Source organism: Sulfitobacter dubius (assembly GCF_027214245.1).
Lineage (GTDB): Bacteria > Pseudomonadota > Alphaproteobacteria > Rhodobacterales > Rhodobacteraceae > Sulfitobacter > Sulfitobacter dubius_A.
In genome coordinates, this window is the sequence record NZ_JAPWHM010000008.1 from 84,603 (window position 1) to 100,742 (window position 16,140).

Below are 16,140 nucleotides of genomic sequence, written 5' to 3' on the forward strand. Positions count from 1 at the left end.
GGTAGCAGGTCGGCGGTTTTGTGCAACCGCGAAAGGCCCCCCGTTGTCAGACAGGTTGTGGCCGAACGCCGCATGGGGTTTATATCAAGCCCATGAGCCAGAGTTTTACACGACGCATTTTCCTTGGAACGGCTGCCGCTGCGATAGTGGCGGCCTCTGCTTGGGCCGAGTCCCCGACCACTTCGTTGCGCCCCATGGGGCGTGATGACGACCTGTATAAACAGGCCATTCCTAACGTTTCCGAGATCATCGCAGACAGCGGCATCAGCGGCACGGTAGCCTTTGCCGTGGTCGATGTCGAAAGCGGCATCTGGCTGGAGGCGTCTAACGCCACCGATGGCATTCCGCCCGCCAGCAGCATCAAGGCGATCACCGCGCTTTATGCGCTGGATCTACTGGGCCCCGATCACGTTTTCGAGACGCGGTTGCTGGCGACCGGCGGTGTGGTCAATGGCGAGGTGCAGGGCGATCTGATCCTCGTTGGCGGGGGGGACCCGACGCTCGATAGCGACGATCTGGGCCAGATGGCCGAAGAGTTGAAAGAGGCGGGCATCATCGGCGTAAAGGGCAAGTTCAAGGTCTATGAGGGGGCATTTCCCGCAACCTTTGCGATTGACCCCGAACAGCCCGATCATGTGGGCTATAACCCCGGCGTTTCGGGCATCGCGCTGAATTACAACCGGGTTCACTTCGAATGGAAACGCAGTGGCGGTGGTTATGACGTGACGATGGAGGGCCGCGCAGGGCGTTATGCGCCGGCGGTGCGCGCCGCGACGATGGAAGTCGTGGATCGAAGTGGGCCGGTCTACACCTATGAGAACAAACCCGATCGCGATGTTTGGACCGTGGCAAAGAGCGCTTTGGGCTCGGGCGGCGCGCGTTGGCTGCCGATCCGGCGGCCCGGCGTCTATGCGGGTGATATTTTCGCGACGATTGCCCGCAGCCACGGCATCAAGTTAGGCGATGCGGAACTGGCCGAAGCGCTGCCTGAAGGGGAGACCCTCGTGACCCATCGCAGCGCCGAGTTGCGGCCGATCCTGAAGGACATGCTGGAATACTCCACCAACCTCACGGCAGAGATGGTTGGTCTGGCCGCCAGCGCCAAACGGCTGGGAACGGTGCCAAGCCTGCGTGCCTCTGCCGCCGAGATGAACAAATGGGCGATTGAGGAACTGGGCATGGAAAACCCGGCGATGATCGACCATTCGGGTCTTGGCGACGACAGCAAGATGACTGTGCATGACATGGCCGGAGGGTTGGCGCGTATTCATGGTACGGGGCTGCGGCCTATCCTGAAACCAGTCTATCTGCGCGATGACCGGGGCCGTCCAGAGCGGAACAATCCGATCAAGATCGACGCAAAGACAGGGACGCTGAACTTTGTTTCGGCGCTGGCTGGTTTTTTGACCACGCCCGAAGATCGGGTTCTGGCCTTTGCGATCCTGACCGCGAACACCGATGAACGCGCCAAGATCAGCCGGGCGGAACGGGAGCGTCCGCCGGGGGCGCGGACTTGGAACGGGCGGGCCAAACGTGTGCAGCGCGGACTGCTGGAGCGGTGGGGGCTGCTGTATAACGTGGCCGTGAAACCTGAGCCGGAAGCCGCAGCCGAGCCTGAAACGCAGACGGCCCCCGAGCCTGAGGGCGAGGCAGAGCCGGAAGCCGTACTGGAAGAGTCCTAACCCGCGCTTAGGTCAGATGCCGCGCCCGCGCGCCGCGCTCAATCGCGGCGGCGTGGAGCCGGTCGATGTTGAGTTCATAGCGGATTTCTTCGAGGAGACGCAGTTCGGCTTCGTCGAGCGTGCCGTCGGCGGCGGCCACGTCGCAGGCGAGAGCATAGCCGGTCTCATTCAAGCGTTCGGGCAGCGCTTCGCGGATCAGGCCAAAGAGGGCATCCAACCCGTCTTCTTGTTCAAACAGATCAAAGACCGTCTTGCTGATCGTCGCGACGCGGTCGTTGTCGTAGCCCGAGAACACCGGCAGCAGGTTCAGCGCGGATTCGATTTTCACCAGTTCGGCGGTGCGAATGTCTTCGTCCGAGGCCGAGACCGCGATCATCAGCGCGACAAGGCTATCTTGGGCGCTGAGCGAGAGGGAAGATGTGTCGGGCATCGGGAGATCCTTTGGACAGGTATGTTGCAGCGCAGAATATTGACCCTCAGGGTGCGAAGCAATAGGAACGGGCGACCCCGTGCGCATTGGGCGCAGGGGCGCCAAAAGATGGATGATCTAACATGTCCGAGACCCGAGACGCGGCACTCAGCAGCAAAGCATGGCCCTTTGAAGAAGCGCGCCGGGTGCTCAAACGTTACGCCAAGAAACCGCCAGAGAAGGGCTATGTGCTGTTCGAGACGGGCTATGGCCCCTCGGGCTTGCCGCATATCGGGACCTTTGGCGAGGTGCTGCGCACCACGATGATCAAGCGCGCCTTTGAAGAGATCAGCGATATTCCGACCAAGCTGGTGTGCTTTTCGGACGATCTGGATGGCATGCGCAAAGTGCCGGGCAACGTGCCGCAGCAGGACATGCTGAAAGAGCATATGCACAAACCGCTGACCGTGGTGCCGGACCCGTTTGGCACGCATGAAAGCTTTGGCCACCACAACAACGCCATGCTGCGCCGGTTCCTCGATACCTTTGGGTTCGAGTATGAGTTCTATTCCGCGCGCGAGTTCTATCGTTCTGGTCAATTCGATGAGGTGCTGCTGCGCGCCTGCGAGAAATACGATGAGATCATGGCGGTGATGCTGAAGTCGCTGCGCGAGGAGCGTCGCCAGACCTATTCGATCTTTCTGCCGATCCACCCCGAAACGGGCCGCGTGCTTTATGTGCCGATGAAAGAGGTCAACGCCAAGGACGGCACGATCACCTTCGACGACGAGGACGGCACCGAGATGACCCTGCCAGTGACAGGCGGCAATGTGAAGCTGCAATGGAAGCCCGATTTCGGCGCGCGTTGGGCGGCTTTGGATGTCGACTTTGAGATGTACGGCAAAGAACACGCGACCAATACCGCGATCTATGACCGGATCTGCGAGATCCTCGGCGGCAAGAAGCCCGAGCATTTCAGCTATGAGCTGTTCCTTGATGAGAACGGTCAGAAGATCTCCAAATCCTCTGGCAACGGCATTTCGATCGATCAGTGGCTGACCTATGCCAGCACTGAGAGCCTGTCGTATTTCATGTTCCAAAAGCCCAAAACGGCCAAGCGCATGTATTTCGACGTGATCCCCAAGGCGGTGGACGAATACCACCAGCAGCTGCGGGCCTATGAAACACAAGACACCAAGGCGCGGCTCAACAACCCGGTTTGGCATATCCACGGCGGCGATGTGCCCCAGTCGGATATGGTGGTGCCCTTCTCGATGCTGCTGAACCTTGCGAGCGTGTCGAGCGCCGAGGACAAGTCGCAGCTTTGGGGCTTTATCCAGCGCTATGCGCCTGAGGCCACGCCGGAAAACAACCCCGGAATGGATCAGGCGGCGGGCCATGCAGTGCGCTATTTCAATGACTTCGTCAAACCGACCAAAGTGTTCCGCGCGCCGAGCGATCTGGAGCGCGAAGCGCTGGAAGACCTGCGCGAGCGGCTGAAGGTTTGGGACGGTGGTCTGGATGCCGAAGCGCTGCAGAGCATGGTTTTTGCCGTCGGCAAAGAGCGTTTCGACCCGCTGCGCGACTGGTTCACGGCGCTTTACGAAGTGCTGCTGGGGGCCAGCCAAGGGCCACGTTTTGGTGGGTTTATCGCGCTTTACGGCGTGGATGAGACCGTTGCACTGATCGACGCCGCACTAGAAGGCAAGCTGACCAACACGTGAAACTTTTGCCTCTGCCCTTGCGTGACTTAGATCACTCAGTATGGGCCAAGGGGGAAAGGCGATGCGTAAAGGGATGTTCACATTTTTCGGAGGGCTGGTGCTGTCGGCCCTCCTGAGCTTTGGCGCCATGGCGCAGCAGGCCGAGATCGAAGAGACGATCAACAGCCAATTCGACGCCTTTCGCGCGGATGACTTTGCCGCTGCCCTCGAATTCGCCACGCCGAATTTGCAGCGCTTTTTCCAGACCCCCGAGAACTTTCGCAGTATGGTCAGCAATGGCTATCCAATGGTGCAGAACCCTGCCGAGGTGCGGTTTTTGGACCGTCGCGCGGATGGGTCGCGCTTTTATCAGGTGGTGCAGGTTGTCGACCCCAAGGGGTTCACCCATTTGCTGGGCTATCTGATGGAGCAGACGGACGCGGGCTGGCGCATCGGAGGGGTGCAGATCCTCGACGCGCCGGGAGCCAACGTCTGAGCGCTGTTGCGCGATGCCCGCTCGGCGGGCCAAGCGGCGATTAACATATCGTTGATACTTCCCTGACCTCGCGGTTCGGCCAGTCCGAGCCAGAGCAGTTGAGCGGCGCGCCCCGGTGGGAGGTGCGGACCGGGGAAAGGAAAAGCGATGAACAAGGCGATTACCGACGGCGTGGTGCTGATGCCGACACCCTTTGCGGCGGGTCTGGATGTCTGGTCAAGCGGCGATGGCACGCCGGGGTCGGATACCTATGAGAACGCGGCCAATGCGGCCTTTGTCCCGGCAGATCAGGATTTCGGCGGGGCGCTGGAATTGCTGAAGACCCAAAGTACCCAGCAATTGCGCTACATGGGGCAAACCACGCTGCTGCCGGGGTGCTATCTGCGGGTGACGGCGCGGGTGAAGGCGATCAGTGGCAATCTGCCAACGGTGCGGATCGCGGGATACCCGGCGCAATCGGGCGGGGGCCGGGTGAGCGGCGTGACGGAAGCTGGCCCGGCGGAGACGCTGACGACCTATGGCGAGGTGGTCGAGGTGAGCGCGATTATCGGCAGCGGCGACCGGGGCGGCGTCGACATGGTTTGGGGCACCGGGGCCGTCTACGGCCATTTTGGGCTGGACCTGACCGGGCCGACCGGTGGCGTGGTTCGGATCGACGATATCGAGATCGAGGATGTCACCTCGGTCTTTCTGCGGGACATGTTGGCGCAGGTCGATGTGCGCGACTTTGGTGCGGTGGGCAATGGGGTGAGTGACGATACCGCGGCCTTTGAGGCCGCCAATGCCGCCGCCGACGGGCGCACGGTCTTGGTGCCTGCGGGGAATTATCTGCTGAACGGGGATATCACCTTTGACACGCCGGTCAAATTTGAGGGCCATGTCACCATGCCGGTGGGGGCCGTTCTGCTGCTGCGCCGCAACTTTGACCTGCCCAGCTATATCGAAGCCTTCGAAAACGAAGAAACCGCTTTTCTCAAGGCGTTTCAGGCGCTTCTAAACAACGCGGATCACGACTCTCTCGACATGGGCGGGCGCAAAGTGAATGTGACCGGACCGCTGGATATGCAGGCGGCGGTGCCGGACAAGACCAGCTATGCGACCCGCCGGGTGATCCGAAATGGCCAGCTTGAGGCGGCGTCGAGCAGCAATTGGGGCACGGTGGTGGTGACCTCGCAGGCGCGCTATGCCGCCTCCGACAGCCGCAAGTTGACCAATGTAACCAATATCGCCAATGTGCCCGTGGGCGCGCTGGTCGAAGGCACCGGGGTGGGACGCGAGATCTATGTGCGCTCCAAAAACGTCGCCACGCAGGAGATTACGCTCAACGCGCCGCTTTACGATGCGGAAGGAACGCAGAATTTCACCTTCCGCAAGTTCCAGTACATGGTGGATTTCAGCGGCTTCGCCTCGCTGTCGAAGTTCGTGATGGCCGACATCGAATTCCAGTGCAACAACCGCTGTAGCGCGATCAACCTTGCGCCCGCGGGGCTGATCTTTCACCTGCGCGACTGTTTCGTCAGCCGCCCCAAGGACCGCGGCGTCACGTCGATCGGCGGGGGCTGTCAGGGCATGTTGATCGACCGCTGCCAGTTCCTGTCGGCGGAGGATGCGCTGACGGTGCCGAACCGGACCTCTATCGCGCTCAACACCAACGCCAACGACGTGAAGCTGCGCGACTGCCGCGCCACCAAGTTCCGCCATTTCGCGCTGCTGGCGGGGGGCAACAGCATCGTGACGGGCAATCACTTCTTTCAAGGGGATGAGGTCGACAATGGTGTGCGCTCGGCGGGGCTCATCCTTGCCTCGGCGCATACCAGCGCGGTGGTGACGGGCAATTACGTCGACAACTGCTTTATCGAATGGACGAATGAGCAGGACCCGACCCCCGCCTTCACTTCGGGCTATTCGTTCAGTGCGCTCAGCATCAGCGACAATATCTTTCTGTCGGGCGAGGTGGCGCCTTGGTTCAGCTATATCGTGGTGAAACCGCATGGCGCGGGGCATTTCCTGAGCGGGGTGGCGATCACCGGCAACCGTTTCCGCAGCCTGAACGGCAGCATCGACCGGGCGGAGCGGGTGGATACGACCTTTGCCGACCTTGATCTGTCGCGCTGCAAGAACGTGGTGATGAAAGGCAATTCTTTCCACGCGGTGACCACGCAGGTGGAGAATATGGCCGAGATTGAGTTCACGCAGTCCACGCCGTCAGAGACTTGGGTGATCGATACTGCGGGCCATCTGCCTTTCGAGGGGCAGGCGCTGAACAGCGATGCGGTGGTGGCTCATGGTGCGATCCGCAACAGCAACAACGTGGCGCAGTTTGATATGCCTTACGTGACACATGCCGAAGGGCCGGACCGGGATCAGCTTCATGTGGTTTGGCCGACGCCTGTGAAGGGGAAGGTCTCTGTGATGGTGCGGATGGACAACCGCTGATCCCGCCGGCTTGCTGAACCACTAAAGCGCCCTGCCGGAGATCGGCGGGGCCTTTTTTGTCAGAACTCCCGCCAGAGGCTGAGGGTGAGGGCGGTATTTTCGGGCGCGTCGATTGGAATTTCACTGCCCAATTGCAGGCGGTACTTGCTGAAGCTAGGCGACAGGACGATGGACGGCGCGAATTTTGCGTAGGTTTCGCCCCCGGTGTAGGTCAGAAAGACCTGCGCCATTCCGGTGGTCACCGGTGTGAAGTCCAGCCCGGCGGTGCTGTCGATCTTGATGACCTCTTGTGAAAACCCAAACTCCCACCTTGCCGAAGTATCGACGGTCAGCCAGCCGTTTCGCGCGCCCAAGGTAAAGCCGCGGCCCCAAGACAGCCCCGCCCGGAGGTGGGGAGAGATCAGATCCCCCGACCAGCTTGCTCCGGCGCCGATGTCATAGGCCCAACGCCCCATTTCGGTCGGCTCTCCCAAGGGAAAGCGGAGGAAAACGGTGGCATGGCCGCTTTGCTGGCCAAAGCGGCTTTGCGCGGTGTTTAGGTCGAAGCCGAGGGTCAGGGTCTCGCGCAGCCCATATTCGATATAGGTGCTTTGGCTAAGGTCGTAGTAATAGGTCGCCGAGAAGGAGCTTGAGATAAAAGTCGTGCCCTCTTCGCGCAGCCATGGTCCGGCTGGGGCGGCGGCGGGGCTTAGCTGGCAGGCCAGCAGGGTGAGGCAAAAGGCAGATCGCACCGCAGGCTCCTGCGGCGATCTTGGTTAATAGCGGTTAACAAATCGTTGCCTCGGACGGTCGAACGTAAAAACCCGGCGCCATGGGCACCGGGTTTCGGGGTCGTCTATGTCGGGGCTGTTACACGTGGGCTTTGTTGCCACGTGGGCCTGCGATCAGCCAGACGATGAAGCCGAGTACAGGCAGGATGATGATGCCCAACACCCAGGCGATTTTGGCAGCGCCCGAGGCGTTTGAGGTGATGACCTGATAGATGGCGTAGATGTCGGCGATGAGGACGATGAGCCCTAAAAGTCCATATTCCATTGTATGATCCCTCTCGAATGCGTGTGTTTCTATTGCGTGATCAACCCAAACGAGGGCCAAATAGTTCCCGAACCGCGCCGCGCGGACGTGAGCCGATCTTTGCCAGCCCGCCCGCATGACGGGAACCGGCGCCGCCCGCCTTGGGTTTTGTTGCTACAGCAATCATGAAAGGAACAGGCCATGACTGACACGACAGCACCCGCATCGCTGGTTTCTTCGGACAATGTGAACGGCACCGCCGTTTTTAGCGCGGATGGGACCGAAATCGGCCATATCGACCACCTGATGATCGACAAGAAATCCGGCAAGGTTGCCTATGCCGTGATGGGTTTCGGTGGTTTTCTTGGCATCGGAGAAGAGCATTACCCCGTGCCTTGGAACGCGCTGGACTATGATCCGGCCCGCGATGGTTTCAGGACAAACATCGACGAGGCCACGGTCAAAGGCGCGCCGGAGCGGACCGAACAGTGGCACAGCGACCGCACATGGCAAGAGCGCACGTTTGACCACTACGGCGTGCCCTACTACTGGCTTTGATCAGTATTCCCGACCGACAAGGGGGAGGCGGCATCGCCTCCCTTTTTTGGTAGGGGCGATATTCAGCGCAGCCCATTGTTTTCGCGGCGCGCATCGGGTCTCATGCCGGGACGGTCGGTTTGGCCGTGACTGGAAAGGGAATTCTCGATGCGCCGATTGATCGCTTTTAGCCTGCTGCTTACCCTCGCGGGATGCGGCGTGCCATTCGTACCATTCATCTGATGTAGGAGATCTTTTTGATGGAAGCCTTTCTTGATACGCTTGGCGCGGTGGCGCTGATCGCACTTGTGGTCGTCGGGCTTGCTGCTGGGGCGATTGCTGGCGCCGTGGCAGGCCGGAACCGAATTCTGTACCTCATTCTGGGGGTTGTGGGCGCCGTTGCGCTGCCCTTTATCCTTGCCGCGCTTGGCGTCACGGTGGTGGCGGCGGGGGGCTTGCTTTTGCTGCTGATCGTGGCGGCGATTGGCGCGGCACTGGTACTGGCCTTGGTGGCGGCACTTCGACGGTAGCTTGGCCGCTCTGACATGCTGTTCGTGCGTAAGGGCCACCCCAAGAGGCGGCCCTTTTGCGTTACCGTTTGCGGCGCTTGACGTTGCCGCCGCGCATCCCGCCGCGGCCAGAGGTGCTGCGCCCCGAGGCTTGTTGGGCCGCATCGACGGCGCGGTCCACCGCCTGCTGCCGGGCCATCGGGTCATCGGCCACGGCCAAATCCACCGCCTCCAGCCGTTTGACCTCATCGCGCAGCCTTGCGGCCTCTTCGAACTCAAGGTTCTCGGCCGCTTTGCGCATTTCGGTGCGCAGCCCGTCGAGCACGGCTTGAAGATTGCCGCCCGCCAACGGGTTGTCGACTTTGGCGGTGACGCGGTTCATGTCCACATCACCTTTGTAGAGCCCGGCAAGGATATCTTCGACGTTCTTTTTCACCGTCGCGGGGGTGATGCCGTGCTCTTCGTTATAGGCCATCTGCTTAACGCGGCGGCGCTCGGTCTCGCCCATGGCGCGCTCCATCGAGCCGGTGATGCGGTCGGCATACATGATGACCCGGCCTTCGGCGTTCCGCGCGGCGCGGCCAATGGTCTGAATCAGCGAAGTCTCGGAGCGCAGGAAACCCTCCTTGTCGGCATCCAGAATGGCCACCAACCCGCATTCAGGAATGTCCAAACCCTCACGCAGAAGGTTGATCCCGATCAGCACATCAAAGGCGCCCAAGCGCAGATCGCGCAGGATTTCGATCCGCTCGATCGTGTCGATATCGCTGTGCATATAGCGCACGCGGATGCCCTGTTCGTGCATGTATTCGGTGAGGTCTTCGGCCATGCGCTTGGTCAGCACGGTGCAAAGCGTGCGGTAGCCATCGGCAGCGACTTTGCGGACCTCATCCAGCAGATCATCGACCTGCATCTCGACGGGCCGTATCTCGACTTGGGGGTCCAGCAGGCCGGTGGGGCGGATTACCTGTTCAGTAAACACACCGCCGGTCTGCTCAATCTCCCACGCCGCCGGGGTGGCCGAGACAAAGACCGACTGCGGGCGCATGGCGTCCCATTCCTCGAACTTAAGGGGTCGGTTGTCCATACAGGACGGCAGGCGGAAACCGTGCTCGGCCAGCGTGAATTTGCGCCGATAGTCGCCCTTGTACATGCCGCCGATCTGCGGGACCGAGACGTGGCTCTCATCGGCAAAGACGATGGCGTTGTCGGGGATGAATTCGAAGAGGGTAGGGGGCGGCTCACCCGGTGCACGGCCCGTCAGATAGCGCGAATAGTTCTCGATCCCGTTGCAGACGCCGGTGGCCTCCAGCATCTCAATGTCAAAATTGGTGCGCTGTTCCAGCCGCTGTGCTTCCAGCAGTTTGCCATCGGCGACCAGTTGGTCGAGCCGAGTGCGCAACTCTTTCTTGATGCCGATGATGGCTTGGGACATCGTCGGTTTCGGCGTCACATAGTGGCTGTTGGCGTAGACGCGGATCTGGTCGAACGTGTCAGTCTTCTCACCCGTCAGCGGGTCGAACTCGGTGATGCTTTCCAACTCCTCGCCAAAGAAGCTGAGGCGCCATGCGCGGTCATCAAGGTGAGCGGGGAAGATTTCAAGGCTATCGCCGCGCACACGGAAAGAGCCGCGCTGGAATGCCGCGTCGTTGCGCTTGTACTGCTGGGCGACCAGATCGGCGATCACCTTGCGCTGGTCGTACATGCCGCCCGCTTTCAAGTCTTGCGTCATCGCGCCGTAGGTCTCGACGCTACCGATGCCGTAGATGCAGGAAACCGAGGCCACGATGATCACGTCGTCACGCTCCAACAGCGCGCGGGTGGCGGAGTGGCGCATCCGGTCGATCTGTTCGTTGATCTGGCTTTCCTTCTCGATGAAGGTATCGGACCGCGCGACATAGGCTTCGGGCTGGTAGTAGTCGTAGTAAGAGACGAAATATTCCACCGCGTTGTCGGGGAAGAAGCCTTTGAATTCGCCGTAAAGCTGCGCCGCCAGCGTCTTGTTCGGCGCAAGGATGATGGCCGGGCGTTGCGTTTCCTCGATCACCTTGGCCATGGTGAAAGTCTTGCCCGTGCCGGTCGCGCCCAGAAGCACCTGATCGCGTTCGCCCGAGTTCACCCCTTCGGTCAATTCCTTGATTGCGGTGGGCTGGTCGCCCGCCGGAGCGAACTCGGTCACCAGCTTGAACTTATGGCCGCCCTCCAGCTTGGGGCGGCTGCGCACGTCTGGCGCGGGGGTTGCCAGCATCGGCATCCCCTCGGATTTGTCGGAATGGGCATAGGGCATCGCGGGTATCCTTCGTCAAGCTTCCCATAGGTGCCCTCTTTCACGCAGGGTTCAAGGGGCAGGGGGCCGCGAAGGGCGCTTTTGCCGCTACTTCATCAATCGTTTACGATTCTGTCGCACCTTGCGGGCAAGGGGCGCGAGCGAGGCGTTCATGACCTGATCGGGGCTTTTGCCCAGCATCATCGCCTGCGTTCCGGCGCTGAAGGCTTTGACCATGGCGGGGCCTTTCTCGGCGACCATGCGGTTATTTTCACCGGGGCGCGCGGGCAGCGCACCGGCCATGGCCAAAAGGCGCAGGGACATCACGATCTGGGTTTCGACCGCTAAGGCGGCAAACTGGCTTTGTAACGCAAAGAGGGTAAAGGGGGTCATATCGTGCTCTCCAATGAGGTAATCATGATGTAGTCTCTGCACCGCAGCATGGTAGGGTTTATTTGCACGGTCGTGCATTCCCTTGCCCCTTGGCGCGGAATATTAGATAAAGCCCGAGGTTCCTGAAGCGAGAGTCCCGAAATGCGCGCACGTATCTACCAACCCGCCCGTACAGCGATGTCCTCCGGCACGGCCAAGACCCGTGTTTGGTTGCTTGAGTTTTCGCCCGCGGAAGCGCGCAGCGTTGACCCGCTGATGGGCTGGACCTCGTCCGATGATACGCAGAGCCAAGTGCGCTTGCAGTTCGACACCCGCGAAGCCGCCGAAGAATACGCCCGCGATCACGGCATCGACGCGCAGGTGCAACTGCCCAACAAGCGCAAGCCCAACATCCGCGCTGGTGGCTATGGCGAGAATTTCGCGACCGGGCGGCGCGGGGCGTGGACCCACTGAGGGGTGTAAGACATACCTAAGATTTTCCCATGGGAGGCTAAGTTTTTCCCGTGCTCCACATATGGTATGGCGGCGTCTGGCGGCGTCGATATCTAGCGGGTCGCATTCTGCGATTGGTCAGGTTCTTAGGCGCTAAAATTCAGTGATGACCTATGCCAAGCCATTGGCCGACTGATGTAGGGGCGAAAACAGATGTCATATAAGCGTTAAGATTTTTTAAGTCTCGTTTTGCCAACTTGTTCCCAATATGCTGTTTGGGGCTAAAGAATCTGCCTAGGTTTTGGGAGTCGCATCGCCGACGCGAACGGCCCTAACCGGACATTTAGACCCGGCTTCGATGCCGCACTGCGACTTCCCGAGACCGGCCATTCAAACATCGTGCAGCACTCTCGTTTGGTGAAAGTCAGCTGTGCGGACAAAGCCGACCTTAGATTGAGGCTCACTGGGCCCGCTTGAATGCAGCCGTCGCAACACCCATTGCAATCAGCGCACTACCACCAAGTCGGGAGAACCAAGCCAACACCGATGGTCGTGCAATCTTGGCCCGCAACTTGTCCGCCAACAGCGCATAGGCAAGCGCATTGATTGCAGCGAGTCCGACAAAGGTGATAACAAGAATGGCAAACTGCGGCAGGAGCGGGTTGTCCAGGACGACGAATTGCGGCACGAACGCAATAAAGAACACTATGGATTTTGGATTGAGCGCGGTCACAGCCGCAGCATGGCCAAAAACGCTCGATGCGCTGGTTTCCGTCACCTTTTCCAGATCGCCAAGCGAAGCTGTCGATGCGCTTCGAAAAAGCTTGATGCCCAAATACACAAGATAAACGGCGCCTACCCATTTAAGGACAGTAAAGAGCGTGGCGGAAGCCAGAACCAAGGCGCCCAGACCGGCGAGTGACGCGGACATTGCGATGAAATCGCCGAGGGCTACACCGCCGACTGTCGCAAGAGCGACCCTTTTACCTTGGCTGATCGCATAGCTGAGAACGAGCAACACCGTCGGTCCCGGAATGAGCAAGAGTGCAATCGAGGCTGCGACGAAGGCCGACCAAATCTGAAAATCCATGAAAAGTGCCTTTCTGACTTTTTCATAAGCCCGCCATAGAAGTCCCAGACTGTAAAGGGGCGGAGTTTAAGCTGAATTTTGCAACGCAGCACGGATCAGTTTGGGCTCAAAGAAGACGGTAGCTGCAACAGGCCCTTAGGTCCGCAGTGCGGAACTTGCTGCCCTTCGCCGCGAAAGTTGAATAGTCTGCTTTCTGCCGAAGCCTAATATCAAGTTTCAATTGCGCAAGTGGCGACATTTAGCGTCGCAGCAGCACGTCATTCTCTTATTATTGATTACATACCAACCGTATGGTATGTCCTGCATATGCCGAGACCAACCAAGCAATCCCCCGAGCGCGGCGATGCGCGCACACGCCTGCTGGAAGCCGCGCGCGACGTGATCCGCCGCAAGGGGTTCGCCGCAACTTCAGTCGATGATCTCTGCCAGTCGGCCGGTGTCACGAAGGGTGCGTTCTTCCATCACTTCAAGACGAAGGACGCGCTTGGCGTGGCGGCAGCAAAATTCTGGGCCGAGACAACCAGCGCACTCTTTGCCAGTGCGCCTTACCATGAGCCAGACGATCCGCTGGACCGGGTTCTGGCCTATCTCGATTTCCGCAAGGGGATCATCGGCGGCGAGACGTTTGAATACACCTGCCTCGTCGGCACCATGACGCAGGAGGTGCATGATAGCGCGCCCGCAATCCGGGATGCCTGCGCCGCCAGCATCTTCGGCCATGCCGCCACGCTGGAGGCCGACATCACAGCGGCGCGTAAGCACCGTAATATCGACGCTGACTGGACTGCCGAGAGCCTTGCCCGCCACACGCAGGCGGTCCTTCAGGGTGGGTTCATCCTTGCAAAGGCCACCGGAGACCCGGACCTCGCCCGTGAAAGCGTTGACCATCTCATCCGCTATGTGCGCGGCCTGTTCGGGGTGGGACCAAATACATCTGAAACCAGTTACAGGGAGAAATCAACATGACCAACCAGCAAATCACCGTGGAAACGACAGTTGCCGCCTCCGTGGAAGAGGTGTGGAGCGCCTACACCACCCCGGACGACATCATGGGGTGGAATTTCGCAGGCGATGATTGGTGCTGCCCGCGGGCCGAAGTGGATCTGCGCCCCGGCGGCAAGCAGATCGCCCGTATGGAGGCAAAGGACGGAAGCATGGGTTTCGATTTCGAAGGCACCTATGAGGAGATCGAGCCGCACAAGTCACTCATGCTGGTTCTTGACGACGGCCGTAAGTCCCGCACGACATTTACCGGAAGCAGCGGAAAGACCCATGTCGTGACCACCTTCGACGCCGAGGCGCAAAACCCGATTGAGATGCAACGCGACGGGTGGCAGGCGATCTTAAACAATTTCGCTACCTACGTCGAAAGCAAGCGTGGCTGAATATGGATGGGGCCACCCGGCTTAAATGCTTAGCCCCAAACCACAAAAACAGTGGAGGAATTTTGGATGGAACATGCCTCGAAAGTGCGGACCTGCTTCTGGTTTGAGAAAGGCGGACATGATGCCGCGCAGGAATATGTAACGTTCTTGCCAGACAGCAGGATTGAGGCCGTGCGCGAAAACGGCCAACCAGACGACCCGATGATCGTTGAGTTCACGCTGGCAGGTGCGCCCATGATGATCTTGACCGCTGGGCCACATCACAAGCTGACACCCGCCGCATCGATCTCTGTGCTGACCGAGGATCAGAATGAGACGGACCGGCTCTGGGCCAAGCTGACCGCAAAAGGCGGTGAGGCAGGGCGGTGTGGCTGGATCGTGGACCGCTTCGGCGTGTCTTGGCAGATCGTGCCAAAGAGAATGCCGGACCTGCTGGCCAGCGAAGATCCGGGCGTGGTGAGCCGCGTGAGCGAGGCGATGATGCAGATGGAGAAGATTGACATTGCCGCCCTCGAAGCGGCTGCCGAGAAGGAACCAACGCATGGGTGAGGCAACACAGATCGGATGTGCCTGTGGCCAGACCCACCTTAAAGTCGAGGGGAGGCCCATCGCGAGCGTCGAATGCTGCTGCAACTCCTGCCGCGAGGCGGCGGGGAGGATGCAGGGTCTTGAGGGCGCACCTCGGACGTTGACCGATCACGGCACGACGCCCTTCGTCATGTATCGCAAGGATCGCGTGCGTCTTCTTGCGGGGGCCACCAACCTGGCCAGGTTCCGCCTGTCGCCCGAGGCCCCCAGCATGCGGGTGATCGCCACCTGCTGCAACACGCCCGTCTATCTGGAGTTCAAAGGCGGACATTGGCTGAGCCTCTACAGTGGACTCTGGCCGTCCGGCACAAAGCCTGAGCCCACGATGCGCACCATGGCCTCCGATCTCCCGGAGGGTGCCACGCTGCCAGACGACATTCCTAACGCAAAGAAGCAGAGCCTCGGCTTCTTCGTCAAGCTTTTCGGGGCTTGGGTCGCCATGGGTTTCCGCAACCCCAAGACGCCAAACACGGGAGAGATCAATGTCTGACGCCGACGAGAAAATCGAGATTGAGAGTATCACGTCACCGCATCACGTCCGACGAGTGGACAAGGTGAAGTTCACAGCCATGTGCGATGCGTTGCTTCCGGTGCTGCCGACCGAGGCCCCTGGTATGTCCGTCGCCGAGGCCAAGGCCGCGCTATTGCCGAACCTGTCACAGGAATTGTTTCCGGGCGGTGAGAAGGCCGGTTGGTGGCTGAAGGCAGTGCAACTCGACCTCGAAGCCAAAGGTGTGATCGAGCGCAACGGCAAGGGACCGGTTCGGCTCTTCAGGACAGGGAAATCGACATAACACGATTGGCCGATGAACCTGGTCGTTTGAGATGGCGGCGGCACCATAGCTGACATTTAAGCTACGCGCAGCATTCGTAAGTTAGGGCTCGAAGCCGACTTTCGCCGCAGATCGATTGTAAAGTTGGCCGTCGGCGAAACGCCGAAGACGTGGCGGGACCGGTGGATTGGAGGAACCGCTATGCCTACCGCCAACCTACCAGCAATCCGTGCCTGCCGTCCCGCTTGGAACAAGGGGCGCATCGTCGGCCAGAAACGACCGCTGCAACCGAAGCATGTCTGGGCGATCCGGGTCCGATTGAAGCATGTCTGGGCGATCCGGGTCCGATTGAAGCATGTCTGGGCGATCCGGGTCCGATTGGAGATCGCCCATCGGACCCGAGAACTGGCGCTCTTCAATCTCGCCA

18 protein-coding genes and 1 pseudogene are annotated in these 16,140 nt (G+C 60.2%); 13 read left to right on the top strand and 6 right to left on the bottom strand.

The window, feature by feature from the left end; all coding sequences use genetic code 11:
• Window positions 1–92 precede the first annotated feature (92 nt).
• Window positions 93–1,682 carry a D-alanyl-D-alanine carboxypeptidase/D-alanyl-D-alanine-endopeptidase gene (gene dacB / locus O4H31_RS17305; protein ID WP_269347815.1) on the top strand — a complete coding sequence of 530 codons (1,590 nt, stop codon included), beginning with the start codon at window positions 93–95 and terminating at the stop codon, window positions 1,680–1,682.
• 7 nt (window positions 1,683–1,689) lie between these two features.
• Here dacB and O4H31_RS17310 read toward each other — a convergent pair whose 3' ends face one another.
• The gene (locus O4H31_RS17310; protein WP_259947520.1) at window positions 1,690–2,112 is read right to left on the bottom strand and encodes a tellurite resistance TerB family protein; all 423 of its coding nucleotides are present in this window, start codon (window positions 2,110–2,112) and stop codon (window positions 1,690–1,692) included.
• A 122-nt stretch (window positions 2,113–2,234) separates the two neighbouring features.
• On the opposite strand from O4H31_RS17310, the gene O4H31_RS17315 reads away from it, so the two are divergent.
• From O4H31_RS17315 to O4H31_RS17325, 3 genes are all read left to right on the top strand, one after another.
• Window positions 2,235–3,815, top strand: a complete 1,581-nt coding sequence (locus O4H31_RS17315) for a lysine--tRNA ligase (protein WP_259947521.1) — start codon at window positions 2,235–2,237, stop codon at window positions 3,813–3,815.
• A 61-nt stretch (window positions 3,816–3,876) separates the two neighbouring features.
• The gene (locus tag O4H31_RS17320) at window positions 3,877–4,290 is read left to right on the top strand and encodes a DUF4864 domain-containing protein (protein ID WP_120350177.1); all 414 of its coding nucleotides are present in this window, start codon (window positions 3,877–3,879) and stop codon (window positions 4,288–4,290) included.
• A 147-nt stretch (window positions 4,291–4,437) separates the two neighbouring features.
• Window positions 4,438–6,726, top strand: coding sequence for a glycosyl hydrolase family 28-related protein (locus O4H31_RS17325; protein ID WP_269347821.1), 2,289 nt, complete (start codon window positions 4,438–4,440; stop codon window positions 6,724–6,726).
• A 59-nt stretch (window positions 6,727–6,785) separates the two neighbouring features.
• Here the strand turns inward: O4H31_RS17325 and O4H31_RS17330 are convergent, their stop codons facing one another.
• Both O4H31_RS17330 and O4H31_RS17335 read right to left on the bottom strand, forming a co-directional pair.
• Window positions 6,786–7,457, bottom strand: coding sequence for a hypothetical protein (locus O4H31_RS17330; protein ID WP_269347822.1), 672 nt, complete (start codon window positions 7,455–7,457; stop codon window positions 6,786–6,788).
• A 118-nt stretch (window positions 7,458–7,575) separates the two neighbouring features.
• Window positions 7,576–7,761 carry a PLDc N-terminal domain-containing protein gene (locus O4H31_RS17335; protein ID WP_067622028.1) on the bottom strand — a complete coding sequence of 62 codons (186 nt, stop codon included), beginning with the start codon at window positions 7,759–7,761 and terminating at the stop codon, window positions 7,576–7,578.
• Window positions 7,762–7,941: 180 nt separating this feature from the next.
• Here O4H31_RS17335 and O4H31_RS17340 point away from each other — a divergent pair, with 180 nt between their 5' ends.
• A complete protein-coding gene (locus tag O4H31_RS17340) occupies window positions 7,942–8,298 on the top strand; it encodes a PRC-barrel domain-containing protein (RefSeq protein WP_269347825.1) in 357 nt (118 codons plus the stop codon).
• A 239-nt stretch (window positions 8,299–8,537) separates the two neighbouring features.
• Window positions 8,538–8,807, top strand: a complete 270-nt coding sequence (locus tag O4H31_RS17345) for a GlsB/YeaQ/YmgE family stress response membrane protein (protein WP_269347827.1) — start codon at window positions 8,538–8,540, stop codon at window positions 8,805–8,807.
• A 61-nt stretch (window positions 8,808–8,868) separates the two neighbouring features.
• Here O4H31_RS17345 and uvrB read toward each other — a convergent pair whose 3' ends face one another.
• Together uvrB and O4H31_RS17355 are read right to left on the bottom strand one after the other, a co-directional pair.
• Complete coding sequence (gene uvrB / locus O4H31_RS17350; RefSeq protein ID WP_269347829.1) at window positions 8,869–11,073, bottom strand: excinuclease ABC subunit UvrB; 2,205 nt, start codon at window positions 11,071–11,073, stop codon at window positions 8,869–8,871.
• An 87-nt stretch (window positions 11,074–11,160) separates the two neighbouring features.
• On the bottom strand, window positions 11,161–11,523 hold the full coding sequence (locus O4H31_RS17355; protein ID WP_269347831.1) for an antifreeze protein: 363 nt from the start codon (window positions 11,521–11,523) through the stop codon (window positions 11,161–11,163).
• A 63-nt stretch (window positions 11,524–11,586) separates the two neighbouring features.
• On the opposite strand from O4H31_RS17355, the gene O4H31_RS17360 reads away from it, so the two are divergent.
• Complete coding sequence (locus O4H31_RS17360; RefSeq protein ID WP_067622040.1) at window positions 11,587–11,898, top strand: ETC complex I subunit; 312 nt, start codon at window positions 11,587–11,589, stop codon at window positions 11,896–11,898.
• A 439-nt stretch (window positions 11,899–12,337) separates the two neighbouring features.
• Here O4H31_RS17360 and O4H31_RS17365 read toward each other — a convergent pair whose 3' ends face one another.
• The gene (locus O4H31_RS17365) at window positions 12,338–12,967 is read right to left on the bottom strand and encodes a LysE family translocator (RefSeq protein WP_269347835.1); all 630 of its coding nucleotides are present in this window, start codon (window positions 12,965–12,967) and stop codon (window positions 12,338–12,340) included.
• Between the two features lie 306 nt (window positions 12,968–13,273).
• Between O4H31_RS17365 and O4H31_RS17370 the strand changes: the two genes are divergently transcribed.
• From O4H31_RS17370 to O4H31_RS17395, 6 genes and pseudogenes are all read left to right on the top strand, one after another.
• Window positions 13,274–13,933: a TetR/AcrR family transcriptional regulator gene (locus O4H31_RS17370; protein ID WP_269347837.1), complete on the top strand. Its 660-nt coding sequence runs from the start codon at window positions 13,274–13,276 to the stop codon at window positions 13,931–13,933.
• Window positions 13,930–14,352 carry an SRPBCC family protein gene (locus O4H31_RS17375; protein WP_269347839.1) on the top strand — a complete coding sequence of 141 codons (423 nt, stop codon included), beginning with the start codon at window positions 13,930–13,932 and terminating at the stop codon, window positions 14,350–14,352. Before O4H31_RS17370 ends, O4H31_RS17375 begins: the two co-directional genes overlap by 4 nt.
• 66 nt (window positions 14,353–14,418) lie before the next feature.
• A complete protein-coding gene (locus O4H31_RS17380; RefSeq protein ID WP_269347842.1) occupies window positions 14,419–14,901 on the top strand; it encodes a VOC family protein in 483 nt (160 codons plus the stop codon).
• The gene (locus tag O4H31_RS17385; protein WP_269347844.1) at window positions 14,894–15,430 is read left to right on the top strand and encodes a GFA family protein; all 537 of its coding nucleotides are present in this window, start codon (window positions 14,894–14,896) and stop codon (window positions 15,428–15,430) included. Before O4H31_RS17380 ends, O4H31_RS17385 begins: the two co-directional genes overlap by 8 nt.
• Complete coding sequence (locus O4H31_RS17390) at window positions 15,423–15,734, top strand: DUF6958 family protein (RefSeq protein ID WP_269347846.1); 312 nt, start codon at window positions 15,423–15,425, stop codon at window positions 15,732–15,734. Before O4H31_RS17385 ends, O4H31_RS17390 begins: the two co-directional genes overlap by 8 nt.
• A 180-nt stretch (window positions 15,735–15,914) precedes the next feature.
• Window positions 15,915–16,140: pseudogene (locus O4H31_RS17395) on the top strand (hypothetical protein); the annotation flags it as partial.